Origin of the sequence: Halorubrum tebenquichense DSM 14210 (assembly GCF_000337415.1) — an archaeon.
GTDB classification, from domain to species: Archaea; Halobacteriota; Halobacteria; order Halobacteriales; family Haloferacaceae; genus Halorubrum; species Halorubrum tebenquichense.
Window position 1 is genome coordinate 1 of record NZ_AOJD01000050.1, and the last position, 16,541, is coordinate 16,541.

Here is a 16,541-nt window from a genome sequence, read left to right on the forward strand (position 1 = left end):
GGTAACAGTACCACCGTCGAGTTCACTGCCGACACGTCCGGTCTCGAAGCCGGCGATTACACGCACGGCGTCGCGACCGACGACGACGAGGCCACTGGCACGCTGACCATCGAGGCCAGCGGTGACTCCAGCGGAGACGACTCCTCTGGTGACTCTAGTGGTGACAGCGAAGGCGACTCCTCTGGTGACAGTGAAGGCGACTCCTCTGGTGACAGTGAAGGCGACAGCGAAGGCGACTCCACCGATGACGGAACGCCCGGCTTCGGTGCGCTCGTCGCGCTCGTCGCCCTCATCGCCGCTGCGCTGCTCGCGACCCGCCGCAACGAGTAACATCGTTGCCTAACGGTCGCGACTCGTAGCTTCCAACCATCGGCCCTCGCGGGCCGATTCACACCCGGTCTTTCTTTATCGCGCCTCACTTCGACCAGCGGCGGCGCTCGCGCTCGTCGCAATCAGATCGCGCGTCTCGGCACGGCAGTCGGCTTGCGACGACCGTGACCTCCAGAACTGTTAAGACGATCAGCCTGATACATCCGTACAGACCGATGTCCGCGGACAAGCGCATTCCGGTGACCGAGGAGACGCGGAAGGAACTCCACGAGCTGAAGGAACCGGGGCAGACGTACGACGATCTGCTCGCGGAACTCGCCCAACAGCGTCGCCGAGAGGACTTGGAGCGACAGTTCCGAGAGCTTGAGGAGGCGGATCGCGAGGATCTCACGCCCCTCTCGGATGTCTGAGTACGACGTTCTGCTCGCTGACAAGGCCCGGGAGTTTCTCGATGTCGCCGACGAGAAGACCGAACGCATCTGTACGGAGAACCTCGGGTATCTCGCGGAGAATCCGTATCCGGGACGCGGCCGTGGAGACAAAGAGAAACTCCCGATTGACGGTCGTCGCGATCGCTATCGGATACACATCTCGCGGACCTACACGGCGATTTACACGGTCTTGGAAGACGATACGGAAGTACGCGTGCTGGAGATCGTCCCCATCGACGAGGCGCACAAACGCTACGGTTTCTGAGCCGGCCCTTCGCTTCGGTCCCACCGCCACTGTCGCGGACGCGACTCGCCGTCGCTAAACCATCGGCCCTCGCGGGCCGACTCACACGCGGTCTTTCTTTATCGCGCCTCGCACCGACCAGTGGCGGCGCTCGCGCTCGTCGCAATCGAGTCCAATCTCGGCGCGATGGTCGGCTCGTCGTTTCCGGTTGAGAACCGAGTGACGCCTCGGAGCGACATTTTATATCTTCTCGGTCGATACGATCGGGCATGGCGCAGTCGTCCGTTCGGATCGTGACTGATCTCCACGACGAGCCGCACATCGACGGGCGGCGGGTGACCGTCCGTCGGATTCAGGGCCTCGTCGAGGAGGCCGGCGAATCGGCCGACGCGGTGGCCGAACAGCTCGATCTCGACGTGACGGAGGTGTACGCCGCGCTCCAATACTACCACGGCCACCCCGACGAGATGGCCGCGGTCGAGCGCCGGCGAGCGGAACGCGAGGCGTCGGCGCGAGCGGCCGGTGCGGTGTCGCTGTCGGAACTGAAAGACGATACCGACGCCTGACCGGATGGAGTATCGCGTCCTCGTCGACGAGAACACGAGTCCGCGAGTCGCAGAGACGCTCCGCGGGAAGGGGATCACCGCAGAACACGTCCACGGTGTCCTCTCTCAGGGGGCTGACGACGATTCGATCGCGACGTTCGCTCGGACGAACGGCTACGTCGTACTCACTCACGACGCCGATTTTCTCGATATGGAGGTTCGTGACGACGTTCCGGTCTTCTACTACGCCGACGACACGATGGACACGTACGCGATCGCGGACCGCGTCGCAGCGGTGATCGAGTTGGTGCCGGATCCGACCGACCTGCCGCCGGTGGTGAACGTGAACGAGTGGGAGTGAGGAGCCACCGCGATTACTCGACTCCGGTATACTGCGGAAGCCTGTAAACCGACGATAGAACGCTCGGCTTCGGTGCCAGCCTTTCGCTTCGATCCCACCGCCGCTGTCGCGGACGCGACTCGCCGTCGCTAAACCATCGGCCCTCCCGACCCGATCCACACGCGGTCGTTCTGTATCGCGTCTCGCTCCGACCAGCGGCGGTGATCGGTCGAAATACTGCTTGAACGGACAGATACTTATCTCAGACCGGTGATCTGCGGACCGCCGACGACACCGCTCCGAGACATACGACGGATCGGATTCCGACTTGGCATCGCTCCGATTTTCGGATGTGTCGTCGGCCACATTTCCCGAGGCGAGAGTGCGTTGCCAGCCCCACCGAGACGCTCGTCTCCGTGACGACTGAGCGACGCGGAGCCGGACGGTTCGCTCGGCAATCGCAGTCGGCGTCCAGACGGGCCTGCGATTCCGACCGAAACGGTCGGGAGAACAGCGCCGGTCGACCGCGAAGAGTTCTACTCGTCGTCGCGCTCGACGACGACGGTCCGCCCGGTCAGCGTCTCGGGCGTGAAGCGGTAGAGTTCGATGTCTAAGTCCGGCTTGTCGTCCGCCCAGATCTCGAAGAGGGGACGTTGCGCCTCGCCGTACTGCGCGATCGTCTCGGGGGTGAGCTCGTCGAGGTCGACCCGTTCGAGCGTCCCGACGCCGACGACGCTCGCGTACTCGTCGCCGTCGTCCTCGTAGACGACGACGCGGGCCCGCGGCGTCGACGCGAGGAACTCGCGCTTCTCGCTGTCGGGCGTCGACACCAGCCGGAGGAACAGCGCGCGCTCGTCCGCGTCGTACCCGAAGGAGATCGGGATCGCGTACGGCGCGTCGTCGCGCGCGAGCGCGAGCACTCCCGTCTCGTGGCGGGACAAGAGCGCGTCTACCTCCGCCGGAGACATCTCGACCTCGCTGTTCGTCGCCATATCCGAACTTCTTCGTACGGCGGGATAAAGGACACGAGACGACGCGAGAACGGGGACGGACCGGGGACCTCGGGGGCCGCGGCGGCGACCGCGACGGGGGCGCGGGGGGCGATCGGTCAGCTCATCGCCGGCGCGCCACCGACGTCCTCCTCGGTAACCGGGGCCCCGCAGACGACGCAGCCCGTTTCGAGCAGCGTCGCCCGCATCGCGTCGTCCACCTCGATCGAGCGCCGACACTCCGGGCAGACGAACGTGTGCGTCGGTGGGGGCGTCATACTCGTGGGTACGACACCCACGCCCATCAAACGGACTTCGGATTCTCGCGGCTTCGGAACGCGGTCAATCGAGCAGCGCTCCGAACAGCTTCCGCTGGGCGGCCGCGACGTGTTCGGTGAACGTCGACCGGCCGATCCCCAGCGACTCGGCCACCTCGCCGGCGTTGGCCCCCTTCGGGTGGTCGAAGTACCCCGCCTCGTAGGCGGCCGCGAGCACCTCGCGCTGGCGCTCGGTCAGTTCGCTCCGGTCGACGGTCACCAGGTCCGACTCGGTCGGGGTCGTCGTCGACTGGAGCAGGCGCTTCACCTCCATGTCCGGGCAGCCGTCGCGGAACGCCTCCAACACGGACCGCAGCGTCGGCAGGTCGCTCGCGTGGAAGGTGACGCGGAGCCGCCCGTCGCGGACCACCGCCTCCGAGACGGGGGTCTCGTGGCGGTCGAGCACGGCGAACGGCGAGTCGGGGTCGACCGCGGCGTCGAACCGGTAGGCGGCCCGGCCGCCGTAATCGAAGACGACCTCGACCCCCTCGGGGACCGACAGGTCGGCGTCGGCGATGAACTCCACGACGACGCGCTCGCGGTCGCCCTCGGGCGTACACCGCGAGACGCCGGTGACCGGGGTCGCCCCGTCGACCACGCCGTCGAACGGCGACGGCGCTTCGGTCGGCAGCGAGACCTCCGCCCGGATTCCCGATCCCATCTCGTTCGTCCGTGCCCGCCCCGGGCAAAAACGTTGACGGGCGCGCACCGCGGTATAAAACCCCCCGCATATGATGGGCCACGGTTCGGGGGCCCGGAGCCGGTACGTAGAGATATGAAGCGAAGCCCGCGAGCGAACGACGCGACGACGACGACCGACGACGACGCGGCGCTCGACGCGACGTTCGAGGCGCTCGCCGACGGCGACTGCCGGGCGATCCTCGCCGCCGCGGCGACGCCGAAGACGACGAGCGAGCTCGCCGAGGCCTGCGACATCGCGCTCTCGACCGCCTACCGGAAGGTCGAACTGCTGAGCGAGACCCCGCTGCTCGCCGAGGGGGTCCGGTTCGACCCGGACGGCGACCACGCCGCCGAGTACGTCCGCGACGCCGCGGACGCCGCGGTCGAACTCGGCGACGACGGCGTGACGCTCTCGGTCGACGGCGGCGGGGCCGACCCGCTCGCGTCCGCGCTCGACGCGCCCGGCGTCTCAGCCGACTGACCGCCCGCCGACCGCGACGCGCCGACTCACTCCGCCGCCGCTGCTTTTCGCGCGTGATAATCGAACGGCCAAGGTTTTACGCCAGTTTGCGGACCTGTTCCGTATGTCTCGCTCGCCGGAGCCAGAGACCCTCATCGATCTCGCGCAGGACAAGGTCGCGGTGATCGACGAGCGGGGTCGGTTCCGGTACCTCAACGCGGCCACCGAAGAGCTTCTCGGGTTCGACCCCGACGAGCTCGTCGGCCGGAACGCGTTCGATCTGGTCCACCCGGACGACGTCGACCGCGTCCGCGCCGCGTTCGAGTCCATCGTCGCCGACGGCACGCGGTCCGACTCCCCGGTCGAGTACCGCTACGCGACCGCCGACGGCGACTGGGTGTGGTTCCGCACGCTCGTGTTCCCGCCCGCGGAGACCGGCGTCGACGGCTACGCGCTCAGCTCCCGCGACATCACCCTCGAAGTGGAGTCCCGGCGGCGCTTGGAGACCATCGCGTCGACCTCCCCCGACGTGCTGTGGATGTTCAGCGCCGACTGGACCGAACTGCTGTTCGTCAACGGCGCGGTCGAGCCGGTGTTCGGGATCGACCCCGACGCGCTCGACCGCCGGCCGCGGCGGTTCCTGGAGTCGGTCCACCCCGACGACCGCCCGGCCGTCGAGTGCGCGATGGAGCGGCTCTCCGCCGGCGAGTCCACCAACCTCGACTACCGGGTCGGCTCCCCAGACGGGCCGACGAGCTGGGTCCGGGTGCCCGGCCGTCCCGTCACCGAGAACGGAGAGGTAGTCGCCGTCACCGGGTTCGCCCGCGACGTCACCGACGAGTACCGCCGCGAGCGCCAGCTCACGGTGATGGACAACCTGCTCCGACACACGATCCGCAACGACATGAACATCGTCGACGGGACCGCCGAACGGATCGCCGACCGGGTCCGCGACGCGGCGGGGTCCGCGTCCTCGTCGGCGTCGTCGGCGTCGGACGGTTCCGGTCCCGTCGGTCCCGACTCCGCCGGTACCGATCCCCCGGACTTGGACCTCGACGCTCCCGACGGGGACTTCGCGGAACTCGCCGCCGACGTGATCGAACACGCGGAGACGGTCCGCCGCGTCGCCGACGACCTGCTCACCACCGCCGAGAAGCAGCGCGGCGTGATCGACCTGCTTCGGCAGCACGAGCCGCCGCAGCCGCTCCGCGTCGCGCCGCTCGTCGAGAGCGCGGTCGCGGACGCCGTCGGCGACCCCGACGACTCGCGGGTGGGGGTGTCCGTCTCCTGTCCCGACGGCGTGCGGGCGTTCACCCACCCCGAACTCGACTACGCGATCGCGGAGCTGATCGAGAACGCGATCGAACACGCGGAGGCGACGCCGACGGTCGAGATCGAGGTCACGGCCCCGGCCGAGCGCGTCGAGATCGCGGTCCGGGACAACGGCCCGCCGATCCCGACGGCCGAGCGCGACCCCATCACCGACCGCTGGAGGATGGACGACCTCAGACACACCGACGGGATGGGGCTGTGGCTCGTCTACTGGATCGCGGACCGCTCCGGCGGGGACCTGCGGTTCGACACCGGCGTCGACGGAAACGAGGTGACGATCAGCGTCCCCGACGCCGACCGCGACCCCGCCTCGACGACGGCTGACGGCCGGCCGTCGGCGGTTTCCGGCGGCGGCTCGGCCGCGGAGCCCGACGGCGGGGGCGCGGCGTCGGCCGCCGGGCTCGACGGCGTCGCCGCGGACCGGGACGCGGCGTCGGAGACCCCGACCGACGGGGAGGCCGCCGCCGATCCCCCGCCGGGATCGACGGACGGCTGACGGAAACCCGATCGATCGTTCACCGTTGACTCCGATTTCGAAGAACATCCCACCGATCTTAAGCCCACGCTTCGCGTACTTCCGCGTTGATGGGTACGCTCAACGAGCTGTTCGACCCGGACCGGGTCGCCGTCGTCGGTGCCACCGCCCGCGAGGGTGCCGTCGGTCGCGCCGTCACGTCGAATCTCCTCGACGACTTCGACGGCGACACGGTCCCCGTCAACCCGAACTACGACGAGGTGCTCGGCACGCCCTGCGTCGACGAGGTGGCCGACGCCGACGCCGACGTGGCCGTCGTCGTCGTGCCGCCCTCGATCGTGTTGGACGCGATCGAGGCCTGCGGCGAGGCGGGCGTCCGGAACGTCGTCGTGATCACCGCCGGGTTCGGCGAGACCGGAGAGGACGGGGCCGCGAGGGAGCAGCGCCTCGCGGAGCTAGCCGACGAGCACGACCTCAACCTCGTCGGCCCAAACAGTCTGGGGGTCATGTCGACGCCTTCCGGGATGAACGCGACGTTCGGCCCGGAGAACGCGCTCCCGGGCGGGCTCTCCTTCATGAGTCAGTCCGGCGCGTTCGTCACGGCGGTCCTCGACTGGGCCAACGACAACGGGATCGGCTTCAAGGACGTCGTCTCGCTCGGTAACAAGGCGGTGTTAGACGAGACGGACTTCGTCGACCACTGGGGGGACGACGAGGAGACCGACGTGATAATCGGCTACCTCGAGGGGATCGAGGACGGCCGCGAGTTCATCGAGACCGCCCGCGAGACGACCCAGGACACCCCGATCGTCGCCGTGAAGTCGGGGCGGACCAGCGCCGGGGCGCAGGCCGCCTCCTCGCACACCGGCACGCTCGCCGGCTCCGACAAGGCGTACGAGGCCGGCCTCGACCAGGCCGGCGTCATCCGCGCGGAGTCGGTCGACGAGCTGTTCGACGCGGCGGGCATCCTCGGCAGCCAGCCGCTGCCCGACACCGACAGCGTCGCCATCGTCACGAACGCCGGCGGCCCCGGCGTGATGGCGACGGACGCGGTGGGCGACGCCGACCTCGACATGGCGTCGTTCACGCGCGAGACCACGGACGCCCTCGCCGAGTCGATGCCGGAGGAGGCGAACATCCACAACCCGGTCGACGTGATCGGCGACGCCGACGTGGCGCGGTTCCGCGAGGCGCTCGAGACGACCGTCGCCGACGACAACGTCGGGGCCGCCTTGGTGTTGGCCGCGCCGACGGCGACGATCGACTTCGACGAGCTGGCGGACGCGATCACCGACGTGAGCGCCGAGATGGACGCCCCCGTCGCCGCCTGCCTGATGGGCGGCGACCGGACCCGCGAGCCGAAACAGCGGCTTCAGGCGCAGGGGATCCCCTGTTACTTCGACCCCGCGCGCGCCATCGACAGCCTCGCGACGCTGGCCGAGTACCGCGACATCAAGGCCCGGGAGTACGCGCCCCCGATGTCGTTCGACGTCGACCGCGAGCGCGCCCGCGAGATACTCGAAACGGTGCGCGACCGCGACGACAACCGGCTGGGCGTCGAGGCGATGGAACTGCTCGACGCCTACGGCATCCCCACGCCCGCCGGCGAGATCGTCGACTCGCCGGAGCGCGCCCGCGAGGTCGCAGCCGACATCGACGGCGGCGTGGTGATGAAGATCGTCTCGCCGGACATCCTACACAAGTCCGACATCGGCGGCGTCGCCGTCGGCGTGGAAGACGGGGACGTGGCCGACACCTACGAGGACCTGATCACCCGCGCGCGCAACTACCAGCCGGACGCGACCGTCCTCGGCGTACAGGTGCAGGAGATGGTCGATCTCGATGACGGCGTCGAGACGATCGTCGGCATGAACCGCGACCCGCAGTTCGGGCCGCTGCTGATGTTCGGGCTGGGGGGCATCTTCGTGGAGGTGATGGAGGACACCACCTTCCGCGTCGCGCCCGTCTCCGAGCCGGAGGCGCGCGAGATGACCGAGGAGATCCAGTCGGCACCGCTGTTGCGCGGTGCCCGCGGCCGCGACCCGGTCGACGTCGACGCCGTGATCGAGACGATCGGCCGGCTCTCGCAGCTGGTCACCGACTTCCCGGCGATCCTCGAACTCGACATCAACCCCCTCGTCGCACTGCCCGACGACGACGGCGGCACGGACGCCGCCGCCGTCGACGTGAGACTCACCGTCGACCCGGAGGAGCTCGACTCGGCGACGGCCGACCCGGAGACCGACCCGACCCCGATCGACGCGGAGGAACCCACCAATGACTGACACACCCACTACACTCGTCACCGCGACCGGAGACAGCGCCGGAAAGACAGCCATCACCGTCGCCTTAGCGCGGCTCGCCGCGGAGGGCGACCGCAGCGTCGGCTACATGAAACCGAAGGGCACCCGGCTCCAGTCGAACGTCGGCAAGACGCTCGACCAGGACCCGATGCTCGCCCGCGAGGTGCTCGGCCTGGACGCCGAGATGCACCAGATGGAGCCGGTCGTCTACTCGCCGACGTTCGTCGAGGGCGCGGTCCGCGGCACCGAGGACCCGGACGCCCTGCGCGACCGGATCCGCGAGGAGTACGAGGGCATCGCCGCCGACCACGACCGGGTGTTCGTCGAGGGCGGCGGCAGCTGGACCACCGGCGGCGTCGTCGACCTCACCGACGCGGACGTGGCGGAGCTGCTCGACGCGCGGGTCGTCCTCGTCGCCGAGTACGGCTCGCCGAACGACTTAGACGAGGTGCTGGCGGCCGCCGACGCGTTCGGCGACCGCCTCGCCGGCGTCGTGTTCAACAAGGTGTCCGACGACGCCTTCGAGTCGCTCGACCAGGACGGCATCCCGTTCCTCGAATCGAAGGGGATCACGGTGTTCGGCGCGCTCCCGTACGAGAAGGAGCTCGCGGGCGTCACGGTCGGCGAGCTCGCCGACGAGCTGGGTGCCGAACTGCTCACGGACGCGCCGACCGACGCGTTCGTCGAGCGCTTCCTCGTCGGCGCGATGGGCGGCGACGAGGCGCTGCGGTACTTCCGGCGCGCCCGCGACGCCGCCGTCATCACGGGCGGCGACCGCGCGGACGTGCAGACCGCCGCGCTCGACGCCTCGGGCGTGGCCTGTCTCGTCCTCACCGGCGGCCACCGGCCCTCCGGCGCGGTGCTGGGCAAGGCCGCGGACGCCGGCAAGCCCGTGCTGGCGGTGAACACCGACACGGTCACGGCCATCGACCGCGCCGAGGCGGTCGTCCGCGGCGGCCGCACGCGCGACGTCCGGACCGTCGACCGGATGGCCGAACTGCTCGGCGACCACGTCGACGTGGACGCGCTCGTCTGAGCCGGCCCGCGTCGCCGCCCGTTCCGCTCGGGTCCGTGATCGTCTGACGTACTGTTTTCACGGTGGACGACGTACCCCGCCCATGACCAGTCTCTCGGAGGCGTACGGCGGACGGGGGCGCTCCGGGGTCGACCCGCGTCGGCTCTATCTCGGTGTGGGTTCGTTCGTCGCGGGCGCGCTGCTCGTCGTGGCGGGGATCCTCGTCGCGGCCGAGGTGACGGTGCCGGCGGGGTACTCCGCGGGGGACGCCCGGCAGCTCGGCGGGATCCTCGGCGGCGTCGGCGTCCCGCTCGTGTTGCTCGGCGTGATGGCCGTCCTGCCGGCCGAGCGTAACACCTACGCGGCGGCGGTCGTCGGCGCGGCCGTCATGTGTCTCGGCGTGGCGCTGTTCGCGCACGCGTACCCCCAGCAGTGGGTCGGCGGGCCGCGCCCGGAGCTGACGGACCTCACGCTACCGACCGCGGGCGTCTACTTCCTCGGCGCGGCGACGACGCTGTGGAGCGTGTTCGTCGGCGTCGCGAACTTCAAGACCCGCAACGACCCCGGCGGCACCGTCACGATGGAGGTGACGCACAAAGGGGAGACGAAGGTCGTCGAGGTTCCTCGCGACCAACTGGGGAGCCGCGGCGGCGTCGGGCTCCTCGGCGGGACCCCGGACGGCGACGTCGAGACGCAGACGAACCGCCCGGCGGACGCCGCGGATCGGACGGACCGGCCGACCGACGACCCGCGCCGGACGGACCGTCCGGACGACGCTTCCGCGGGACGAGTCGGCGCGACGGGCCAACCCGGCGCGACTGACCGCTCCGGTACGGGCGGGCGGTCGGGGGCCGACGGTCGCTCCGGTCCCGGCTCGCCCGGCGTGAGCGACGGCGGCAGCGCGGAGCCCGACATCACCTCGCCGCTCGACGACGCCGGGCCGAGCGCCCCGTCGTCGCCGGCCGCGCCCGACGCCGCCCCCTCGCCCGGCTCCCCCGCCGCGCGCGACGGGCCGGGCGACGCCTACTGCGGCAACTGCGCGCAGTTCGACTACGTCCGCACCGACGACGGCATGCGCCCCTACTGCGCGCACTACGACGAGCTCATGGACGACATGGAGGCCTGCGACTCCTGGACGCCGCGCTGACCGGGCTCCGTCTGTCCGCCCCGCGAACGAGCCTTCTCACACCGGGTCCGCCGACGGGAGCTGCGACTCCGCGACGGCGAACGCGAGCGTGCTCAACACGCCGATGAGCGTCCCCGCCGCGAGCGCCATCGCCAGCTCCGAGAGGCCGAGCGCCGTCACGCCCGGCGCGTCCGGGAGGAAGAACCCGGAGACCGCGAACAGCACGACCGCGATGGACACGACGTAGAAGGGCGCGTTGAGGTAGCGCCACCGGAACCGCCCGGCGAGGTACTCGTCGGTTATCTGGCCGAGACTGGAGGTGACGCCGGCGACGCCGAGCCACTGGACGAACCCGTGGACGAACGCCGCGAGGGCGGTGCCGGCGGCGAGCGACCCGCCCTGAACGCCGCCGACGGCGTCGACGGTCTCGACCCCCTGAACGCCGCCGACGACGATCAGCGCGAGTGCGACGACGTACGTGACGAGGGTGACGCGGCCGGTGTAGAGGACGTTGCGGACGCTCTCGGCCGCGCCGTCGACGGTCTCTTCGAGGCCCAGCCCGCGGAACAGCGAGTAGAGCCCGACCGCGCCGGAGAGGATTCCGAGCACCGCCGCGCCGGCGACGTCGAAGAGGTTCGCGACGACGACGAGCGGGTAGATCAGGAGGAGGACGCCCAGCGGGATGAGGATCGTCCCGCGGGTCTCCGGGTCGGCCAGCACCTGCTTGATCGTGTAGTAGAGCGATTCGAGGTCCTGCGCCTGTCGGACGACGACCCGACGCATCCCGTCGATCGGCATCCGCGACCGGATCACGGGGAGGACGGACTCGTCTTGGGCCCCGTCGGTGATCACGACCGCGGAGACCTCCTCGCCGGTCGACAGCTCCGCGAGGACGCGGTCGACCTCCTGACCCACGGCGCGGTTCGCCTTCACGTCGGGGCCGTCGACGCCGGTGACGGCCGCGACCTCGACGGCCTCGCCCTCGGCGGCCAGCTCGTCGTGGACGTTGACGCCCTGAAAGAGGACGTTGACGTCGGAGTCCTCGGGGTCGGCGGTCGCGAGCGCGACCGCGGCCTCGGTGACGGCCTCGTCGCCGATGACTGGGGTGGGGATCCCCGTCTTCCGGCCGAGGTCGTCGTCGAGGTCGACACAGAGGACGAGCAGCATCGTCCCGGGCTACGCGAGGGGTCGGCATATGTTTTCGGCTCGCGCCGCGCGGCCGCGAACCCGCCGCCCTCGCCGCCGTCGCCGCGGTCGTCCCGTCGCGGCGTAAGCCGTGCCGCGTCAGTTCTCCTCGTTCGGCTCGTGTTCGAGCCCGTTCATCATCAGCCGGACGTTCTCGCCGTCGCTGAACGCGGCCGGGTACGCCGCGAGCGGGAGGACGAAGTCGTCCTCGACCGAGACCGGCTCGCCGATGTGAAGCTCCAGTTCGGTACTCGCGCCGGTGCCCTCGATCTCGCCTTGCGCGGTGTACACGACGACGTCGGCGTCGCTTTCGAGGACCGTCGTCGTGTACTCCGTCCCGCGTTCGAGGTCGCCGACGTTCTCGAAGCGGCTCAGGATGAGCTCCGCCCGTTCCCGCGTGCTGAACTCGGCGATCGGGTTGAGCGCCTGCCCGAGCACCTCGATCCGCGGGGTCGCCACCGCCGCGAAGACGGCGGCCTGATAGCGCTCGCCGAACAGCTCGACGGCCTTGTCGTACTCGCCGACCGTGTTCGTCACCTGGACCTCGCGGGTCTGGCCGCCGGCCTCGACCTCCCGAGAGAGGGTCTCCTCGCTCACGTCGTTGAGCTCGTACCCCGTGTCGGAGAGGGTCGCGTCCGCGACCGTCGCCGTCCCGGCAGAAAATTCCGCGGGCTCGCCGCCGGTCGCCACGTCGAGCGCGGTGCAGCCGGCGAGGCTCGCGAGGCCGACAGCGCCCGCCAGCCCGAGCGCGCCACGACGGGTGGTCGCGTCGGTCGTCGAGCGGGTCTCGTCGTCGGAATCGGACGTCTCACCGGATCTCATGGCTTTACCTCTCGGGGGCGGGGGTACATACTTTGTGTTCGGGTGACTCCTCCGCCCGCCGGAGGCTGCTCCCGGGCCGCCCGCGATCGCGGCCCCGTGACAACGGCTCTCCCGGGAACGCGCGGTTCGGACGCTTTTTGAGGCCGCGGCCGGTAGAAAGGGGTAGATGATCTCCAAGGGCTGTGAACAGTGCGCCAAGGGCGGGAAGATGGTGCTTTTCGTCTACGGCTACTGCGACCAGCGGGATTGCTTCTATTGCCCCCTCGGAGAGAACCGGAAGAACGTCACCGACGTGTACGCCAACGAGCGGCAAGTCGAGTCCGACGAGGACGTGATCGAGGAGGCCAAGCGCATGAGCGCGCTCGGCACGTCGATCACCGGCGGCGAGCCGCAGGAGGCGATGGCGAAGACGACCCGGTACCTCGAACTGCTGAAAGACGAGTTCGGCGAGGACCACCACACGCACCTCTACACCGGGATCACGGGCGGCCGCGAGAACATGCGCCGCCTCTCGGAGGCGGGGCTCGACGAGATCCGCTTCCACCCGCCGCTGGAGATGTGGGGCGACATGCACGGCACCGAGTGGGAGGAGATCCTCCACATCGCCCGCGAGGAGGGGCTCACGCCCGCCTTCGAGATCCCGGGAATTCGCGCGGAGCCGGAGTTCCTGGAGTTCTTAGACGAGGGCGCGGCCGAGTTCTGTAACATCAACGAGTTCGAGATGTCCGACGGCAACTACCGCCGGATGCAAGAGGAGGGCTTCGAGCTGCAGGAGGACCACATGTCCGCCGTCGAGGGCTCGAAGGACGACGCCATCCTCGAAGAGATGGCGAGCCACGAGAAGGTGTACTTCTGTACCTCGGTGTTCAAAGACGCCGCCCAGCACCGGAACCGCCTGAAGCGGATGGCGAAGAACATCCGCCGCGAGTTCGACGAGGTGACCGACGACGGCACTCTCGTCTACGGGAAGGCGTTCGCCGACGCCGACCGGTTCGAGGCGCTCGGCGTCCCGGAGGAGTTCTACACGGTCAAGTCGGACCACGTCGAGGTGGCGTGGTGGCTCTTAGAGGAGATGGTCGAGGACGGCGACCTCGACCGCGGCGAAATCGTCGAGCAGTACCCGACCGTCGACGGCACCGTCGTCGAGCGCACCCCGGTCGCGTAACGAATTTGGACCTCTGAGTCGTCTTCTCGCTCCTCTGACAGTCGAAGATACGGTCATTCGATACGAAACGGCGACCTCTGTGATCGAGACCGCCGAAGCCCCAGTCGCTCGCTACGACTCGGTTTCTGCTTATAAATCAACCATCGGCACGAACGCCACCGAAGCCCCAGTCGCGAGGCGGGCGCACGCTCGCTGCGCGCTTCAGTCGCTCGTTTCACTCGCTCCTTCCAGTGCTTGCGTCGCCTGCGCCCGGCTCGCGACTGCCCCTTCGAGCCCCGCCCGACCGCGACCGCACAGCCTCACGCCTCCCCAGCCTCGTCGCTGNCCGCCAGCGACTCCCTCGCGCGTGCTGCTCGCGGCCGCCTTCGGCGGCACGCTCACAGGCACGCGCCACCGCACCGCAGAATTGTTTCTTGTCAACACGAGTCATGATTTAAGACGGTGCGGTCCGTACGCTCGCGCATGGCCTCCGAAGAACCCGAATTCGCCGACGTGAGCATCGGACAGACGGTGTACGACGAGTCGGGCGAGGAGCTGGGGACCGTCCGCGGGGTCGACGACGCGGGCTTCTACGTCTCCGCGCCGACGGGAACGGACCCGCTGGCGCTCACCGACGCCCGCGACGTGTTCGGCACCGCCTACGTGATGTGGCGCTGCTGGGAGTGCGGCGAGATGGGCGAGATCGGCGACGAGCTCCCGGAGAACTGCCCGAGCTGCGACGCGCCCCGCGAGGAGCTGTACTACTGGGCCGAGGACTGAGCGCCGGTTCCCCCGTCGCCACGCTTTTGAGTACCGGCGTCGAACCGGCGGAGAGATGCCCGACCGAGACCACGTCTTACGGGTCGACCTCTCCTCGGAGACCGTCGAGCGAGAGCCCGTCCCGGCGGCGTGGCGTCGCCGGTTCCTCGGCGGGAAGGGGATCGGTGCCCGCTACCTCTACGACGAGCTCGACCCCGGCACCGACCCCTTGGGCCCCGAGAACCTGCTGGCCTTCTGCGTCGGCCCGCTCTCGGGGTACCTCCCCGGCGAGACCAGATACGCCGCCGTGACGAAGTCGCCGCTGACCGGCGGCTTCCTCGACTCCTACGCCGGCGGCGACTTCGCCGGCCGGCTGACCGGCTCGCTCGACGACTGCCTCGCCCTGCTCGTGACCGGGGCCGCCGACCGGCCGGTCCGGATCGTCGTTGAGGGCGGCGACGCCCGCGTCGAGCCGGCCGAGGCGTGGGGCGCGGACACGGTCGAGACCGACGCCGCTCACCCGGACGCCGGCGTCGCCTGTGTCGGGCCGGCGGGCGAGCGCGGCGTGGCCTACGCGACGATCGCCTCGGATGCCGGGGCCCACCACGCCGGCCGGGGCGGGGCCGGCGCGGTCATGGGGTCGAAGCGGCTCAAGGCCGTCGTGGCCCGCGACGACCCCCCCGCGGTGCCGCCCGAACTGGTCCCGCTCCGCGAGCGGGTCGAGCGCGCGTACGCCGAGGGCGACACGGGCCGCTGGCAGGCGGCGGGCGAGACGCTCGAGAGCGTCGACTTCGCCAACGAGGTCGGCGCGCTCGCCACCGAGGGGTGGCAGCGCGACCGCTTCGCGGCCGCCGACGACATCGGCGTCGAGGCCGCCGCGGACGCCGCGGTCGGCCGCGAGCGCCCCGACAGCGCGGTGCCCGGCGGCTTCGAGGTCGAGACCGACGAGGGCCGGTCCGTCCCCCGCGGCGCGACCCCGATGACCCTCGGTGCCGGGCTCGGCGTGGGCTCGTTCGACGCCGTCGCGGCGCTGGGCGAGCGCTGCGACCGCCTCGGCGTCGACGTCATCTCGGCCGGCAACGCCGTCGCGTGGGCGGTCCGGGCGGCCGAGGCCGGTCGCGTCGACTGCGACGTGTCGTTCGGCGACCCCGACGGGGCCCGCGCGCTCATCGAGGCGATCGCGACCGGCGCGGACGGCCCCTGCGAGCCGGGAGTCGCCGACGCGCTCGCCGACGGCGTCGACGCCGCCGCCGACGCGTACGGCACCGACGACGCCATCCCGACGGTCAAGTCGATGGAGCTGCCGGCGTACGACCCGCGCGCGGCCGTCGGGATGGCGCTGGCGTACGCGACGAGCGACCGCGGCGGCTGTCACCGGCGCGCTCGCCCGATCGAGTGGGAAGCCGTCGCCGAGGAGGCGTCGACGAGCGAGCGGGTCGCCGCGGTCGTGACCGCGCAGAACACCCGGTCGGCGCTGTGGAGCTTCGTCGCCGACGACTTCGCCGGCGAGCCGCTGTGGGACGAGTTCGGGGCCGAGTGGTTCGACGCGCTCGGCCGCGACCACGACGCCGAGTCGCTCCGGCTGGCCGGCGAGCGGATCTGGGCTCTCGTGCGGCTGTTCAACGCCCGCGAGGGGTTCGACCGCGACGACGACGAACTCCCCCCGACGCTGACCGACCCGGTCCACGGCGGCTCCGAGGCGACCGACGGGCTCGACCGCGAGGCCTTCGAACGCCTCCTCGACGCCTACTACGCCGCGCGCGGCTGGGACCGCGACGGACTCCCCACCCCCGAGACGCTCGCGCGACTCGACCTCAACGCGACCGTCGACGGCGAGACGCCGGTCGGGATGTCGTCGGACCCCGCCGCCTTCTGAGGGGCCTCGCCGGTGCCGGCGCGGGAGAGCGTGTCGACTCCGGGGATGTCCGTGACGCTACTGGCCTTCACCGCGAACGCGGCGTTGCCGTCACCGTCGGCGAGCGGGACTCCTCCTTCAGCCTGGACAGCTTGTTTGCCGTCGTGGAACTCGCCAATCGCGACCGA

The 16,541-nt window shown here is 70.4% G+C and carries 18 protein-coding genes; 13 read left to right on the forward strand and 5 right to left on the reverse strand.

The window, feature by feature from the left end; all coding sequences use genetic code 11:
* The 5 genes from C472_RS08925 to C472_RS08945 form a co-directional block, all read left to right on the forward strand.
* Positions 1-330, forward strand: a 330-nt coding sequence (locus C472_RS08925; RefSeq protein ID WP_006629498.1) for a PGF-CTERM sorting domain-containing protein, incomplete at its 5' end; no start/stop codon positions are given.
* Positions 331-545: 215 nt separating this feature from the next.
* Positions 546-740, forward strand: a complete 195-nt coding sequence (locus tag C472_RS08930; protein WP_006629499.1) for a DUF7557 family protein — start codon at positions 546-548, stop codon at positions 738-740.
* The gene (locus tag C472_RS08935) at positions 733-1,026 is read left to right on the forward strand and encodes a type II toxin-antitoxin system RelE family toxin (protein WP_006629500.1); all 294 of its coding nucleotides are present in this window, start codon (positions 733-735) and stop codon (positions 1,024-1,026) included. The genes C472_RS08930 and C472_RS08935 overlap by 8 nt, the downstream gene beginning before the upstream one ends.
* 248 nt (positions 1,027-1,274) lie before the next feature.
* Entirely contained in the window at positions 1,275-1,571 is a 297-nt protein-coding gene (locus C472_RS08940; protein ID WP_006629501.1) for a DUF433 domain-containing protein, read from the forward strand.
* 4 nt (positions 1,572-1,575) lie between these two features.
* Positions 1,576-1,911, forward strand: coding sequence for a DUF5615 family PIN-like protein (locus C472_RS08945; RefSeq protein WP_006629502.1), 336 nt, complete (start codon positions 1,576-1,578; stop codon positions 1,909-1,911).
* Positions 1,912-2,426: 515 nt separating this feature from the next.
* Here the strand turns inward: C472_RS08945 and C472_RS08950 are convergent.
* From C472_RS08950 to C472_RS08955, 3 genes are all read right to left on the reverse strand, one after another.
* The gene (locus C472_RS08950) at positions 2,427-2,882 is read right to left on the reverse strand and encodes a pyridoxamine 5'-phosphate oxidase family protein (protein ID WP_006629503.1); all 456 of its coding nucleotides are present in this window, start codon (positions 2,880-2,882) and stop codon (positions 2,427-2,429) included.
* Positions 2,883-2,998: 116 nt separating this feature from the next.
* A complete protein-coding gene (locus tag C472_RS17535; protein ID WP_006629504.1) occupies positions 2,999-3,157 on the reverse strand; it encodes a DUF7560 family zinc ribbon protein in 159 nt (52 codons plus the stop codon).
* Positions 3,158-3,221: 64 nt separating this feature from the next.
* Positions 3,222-3,857, reverse strand: coding sequence for a helix-turn-helix domain-containing protein (locus C472_RS08955; protein WP_006629505.1), 636 nt, complete (start codon positions 3,855-3,857; stop codon positions 3,222-3,224).
* Between the two features lie 114 nt (positions 3,858-3,971).
* Here C472_RS08955 and C472_RS08960 point away from each other — a divergent pair, with 114 nt between their 5' ends.
* The 5 genes from C472_RS08960 (at position 3,972) to C472_RS08980 (ending at position 10,609) form a co-directional block, all read left to right on the forward strand.
* Complete coding sequence (locus tag C472_RS08960; protein ID WP_006629506.1) at positions 3,972-4,358, forward strand: winged helix-turn-helix domain-containing protein; 387 nt, start codon at positions 3,972-3,974, stop codon at positions 4,356-4,358.
* A 103-nt stretch (positions 4,359-4,461) separates the two neighbouring features.
* Complete coding sequence (locus C472_RS08965; protein ID WP_006629507.1) at positions 4,462-6,165, forward strand: PAS domain-containing sensor histidine kinase; 1,704 nt, start codon at positions 4,462-4,464, stop codon at positions 6,163-6,165.
* A gap of 89 nt (positions 6,166-6,254) precedes the next feature.
* The gene (locus tag C472_RS08970; RefSeq protein ID WP_006629508.1) at positions 6,255-8,429 is read left to right on the forward strand and encodes an acetate--CoA ligase family protein; all 2,175 of its coding nucleotides are present in this window, start codon (positions 6,255-6,257) and stop codon (positions 8,427-8,429) included.
* Positions 8,422-9,483 (forward strand): phosphotransacetylase family protein, encoded by a 1,062-nt coding sequence (locus tag C472_RS08975; RefSeq protein ID WP_006629509.1) that lies wholly within the window; start codon positions 8,422-8,424, stop codon positions 9,481-9,483. The genes C472_RS08970 and C472_RS08975 overlap by 8 nt, the downstream gene beginning before the upstream one ends.
* A gap of 82 nt (positions 9,484-9,565) precedes the next feature.
* Complete coding sequence (locus C472_RS08980) at positions 9,566-10,609, forward strand: DUF7139 domain-containing protein (RefSeq protein ID WP_006629510.1); 1,044 nt, start codon at positions 9,566-9,568, stop codon at positions 10,607-10,609.
* A gap of 36 nt (positions 10,610-10,645) precedes the next feature.
* On the opposite strand, the gene C472_RS08985 is transcribed toward C472_RS08980, so the two are convergent.
* Positions 10,646-11,755, reverse strand: a complete 1,110-nt coding sequence (locus C472_RS08985; RefSeq protein ID WP_006629511.1) for a DUF373 family protein — start codon at positions 11,753-11,755, stop codon at positions 10,646-10,648.
* Positions 11,756-11,872: 117 nt separating this feature from the next.
* Entirely contained in the window at positions 11,873-12,595 is a 723-nt protein-coding gene (locus C472_RS08990) for a DUF6517 family protein (RefSeq protein ID WP_006629512.1), read from the reverse strand.
* A gap of 166 nt (positions 12,596-12,761) precedes the next feature.
* On the opposite strand from C472_RS08990, the gene C472_RS08995 reads away from it, so the two are divergent.
* From C472_RS08995 to C472_RS09005, 3 genes are all read left to right on the forward strand, one after another.
* The gene (locus C472_RS08995; protein ID WP_006629513.1) at positions 12,762-13,760 is read left to right on the forward strand and encodes a radical SAM protein; all 999 of its coding nucleotides are present in this window, start codon (positions 12,762-12,764) and stop codon (positions 13,758-13,760) included.
* 462 nt (positions 13,761-14,222) lie between these two features.
* Complete coding sequence (locus C472_RS09000; RefSeq protein ID WP_006629514.1) at positions 14,223-14,519, forward strand: DUF7130 family rubredoxin-like protein; 297 nt, start codon at positions 14,223-14,225, stop codon at positions 14,517-14,519.
* 55 nt (positions 14,520-14,574) lie between these two features.
* Positions 14,575-16,374, forward strand: coding sequence for an aldehyde ferredoxin oxidoreductase family protein (locus C472_RS09005; protein ID WP_006629515.1), 1,800 nt, complete (start codon positions 14,575-14,577; stop codon positions 16,372-16,374).
* Positions 16,375-16,541 lie beyond the last annotated feature (167 nt).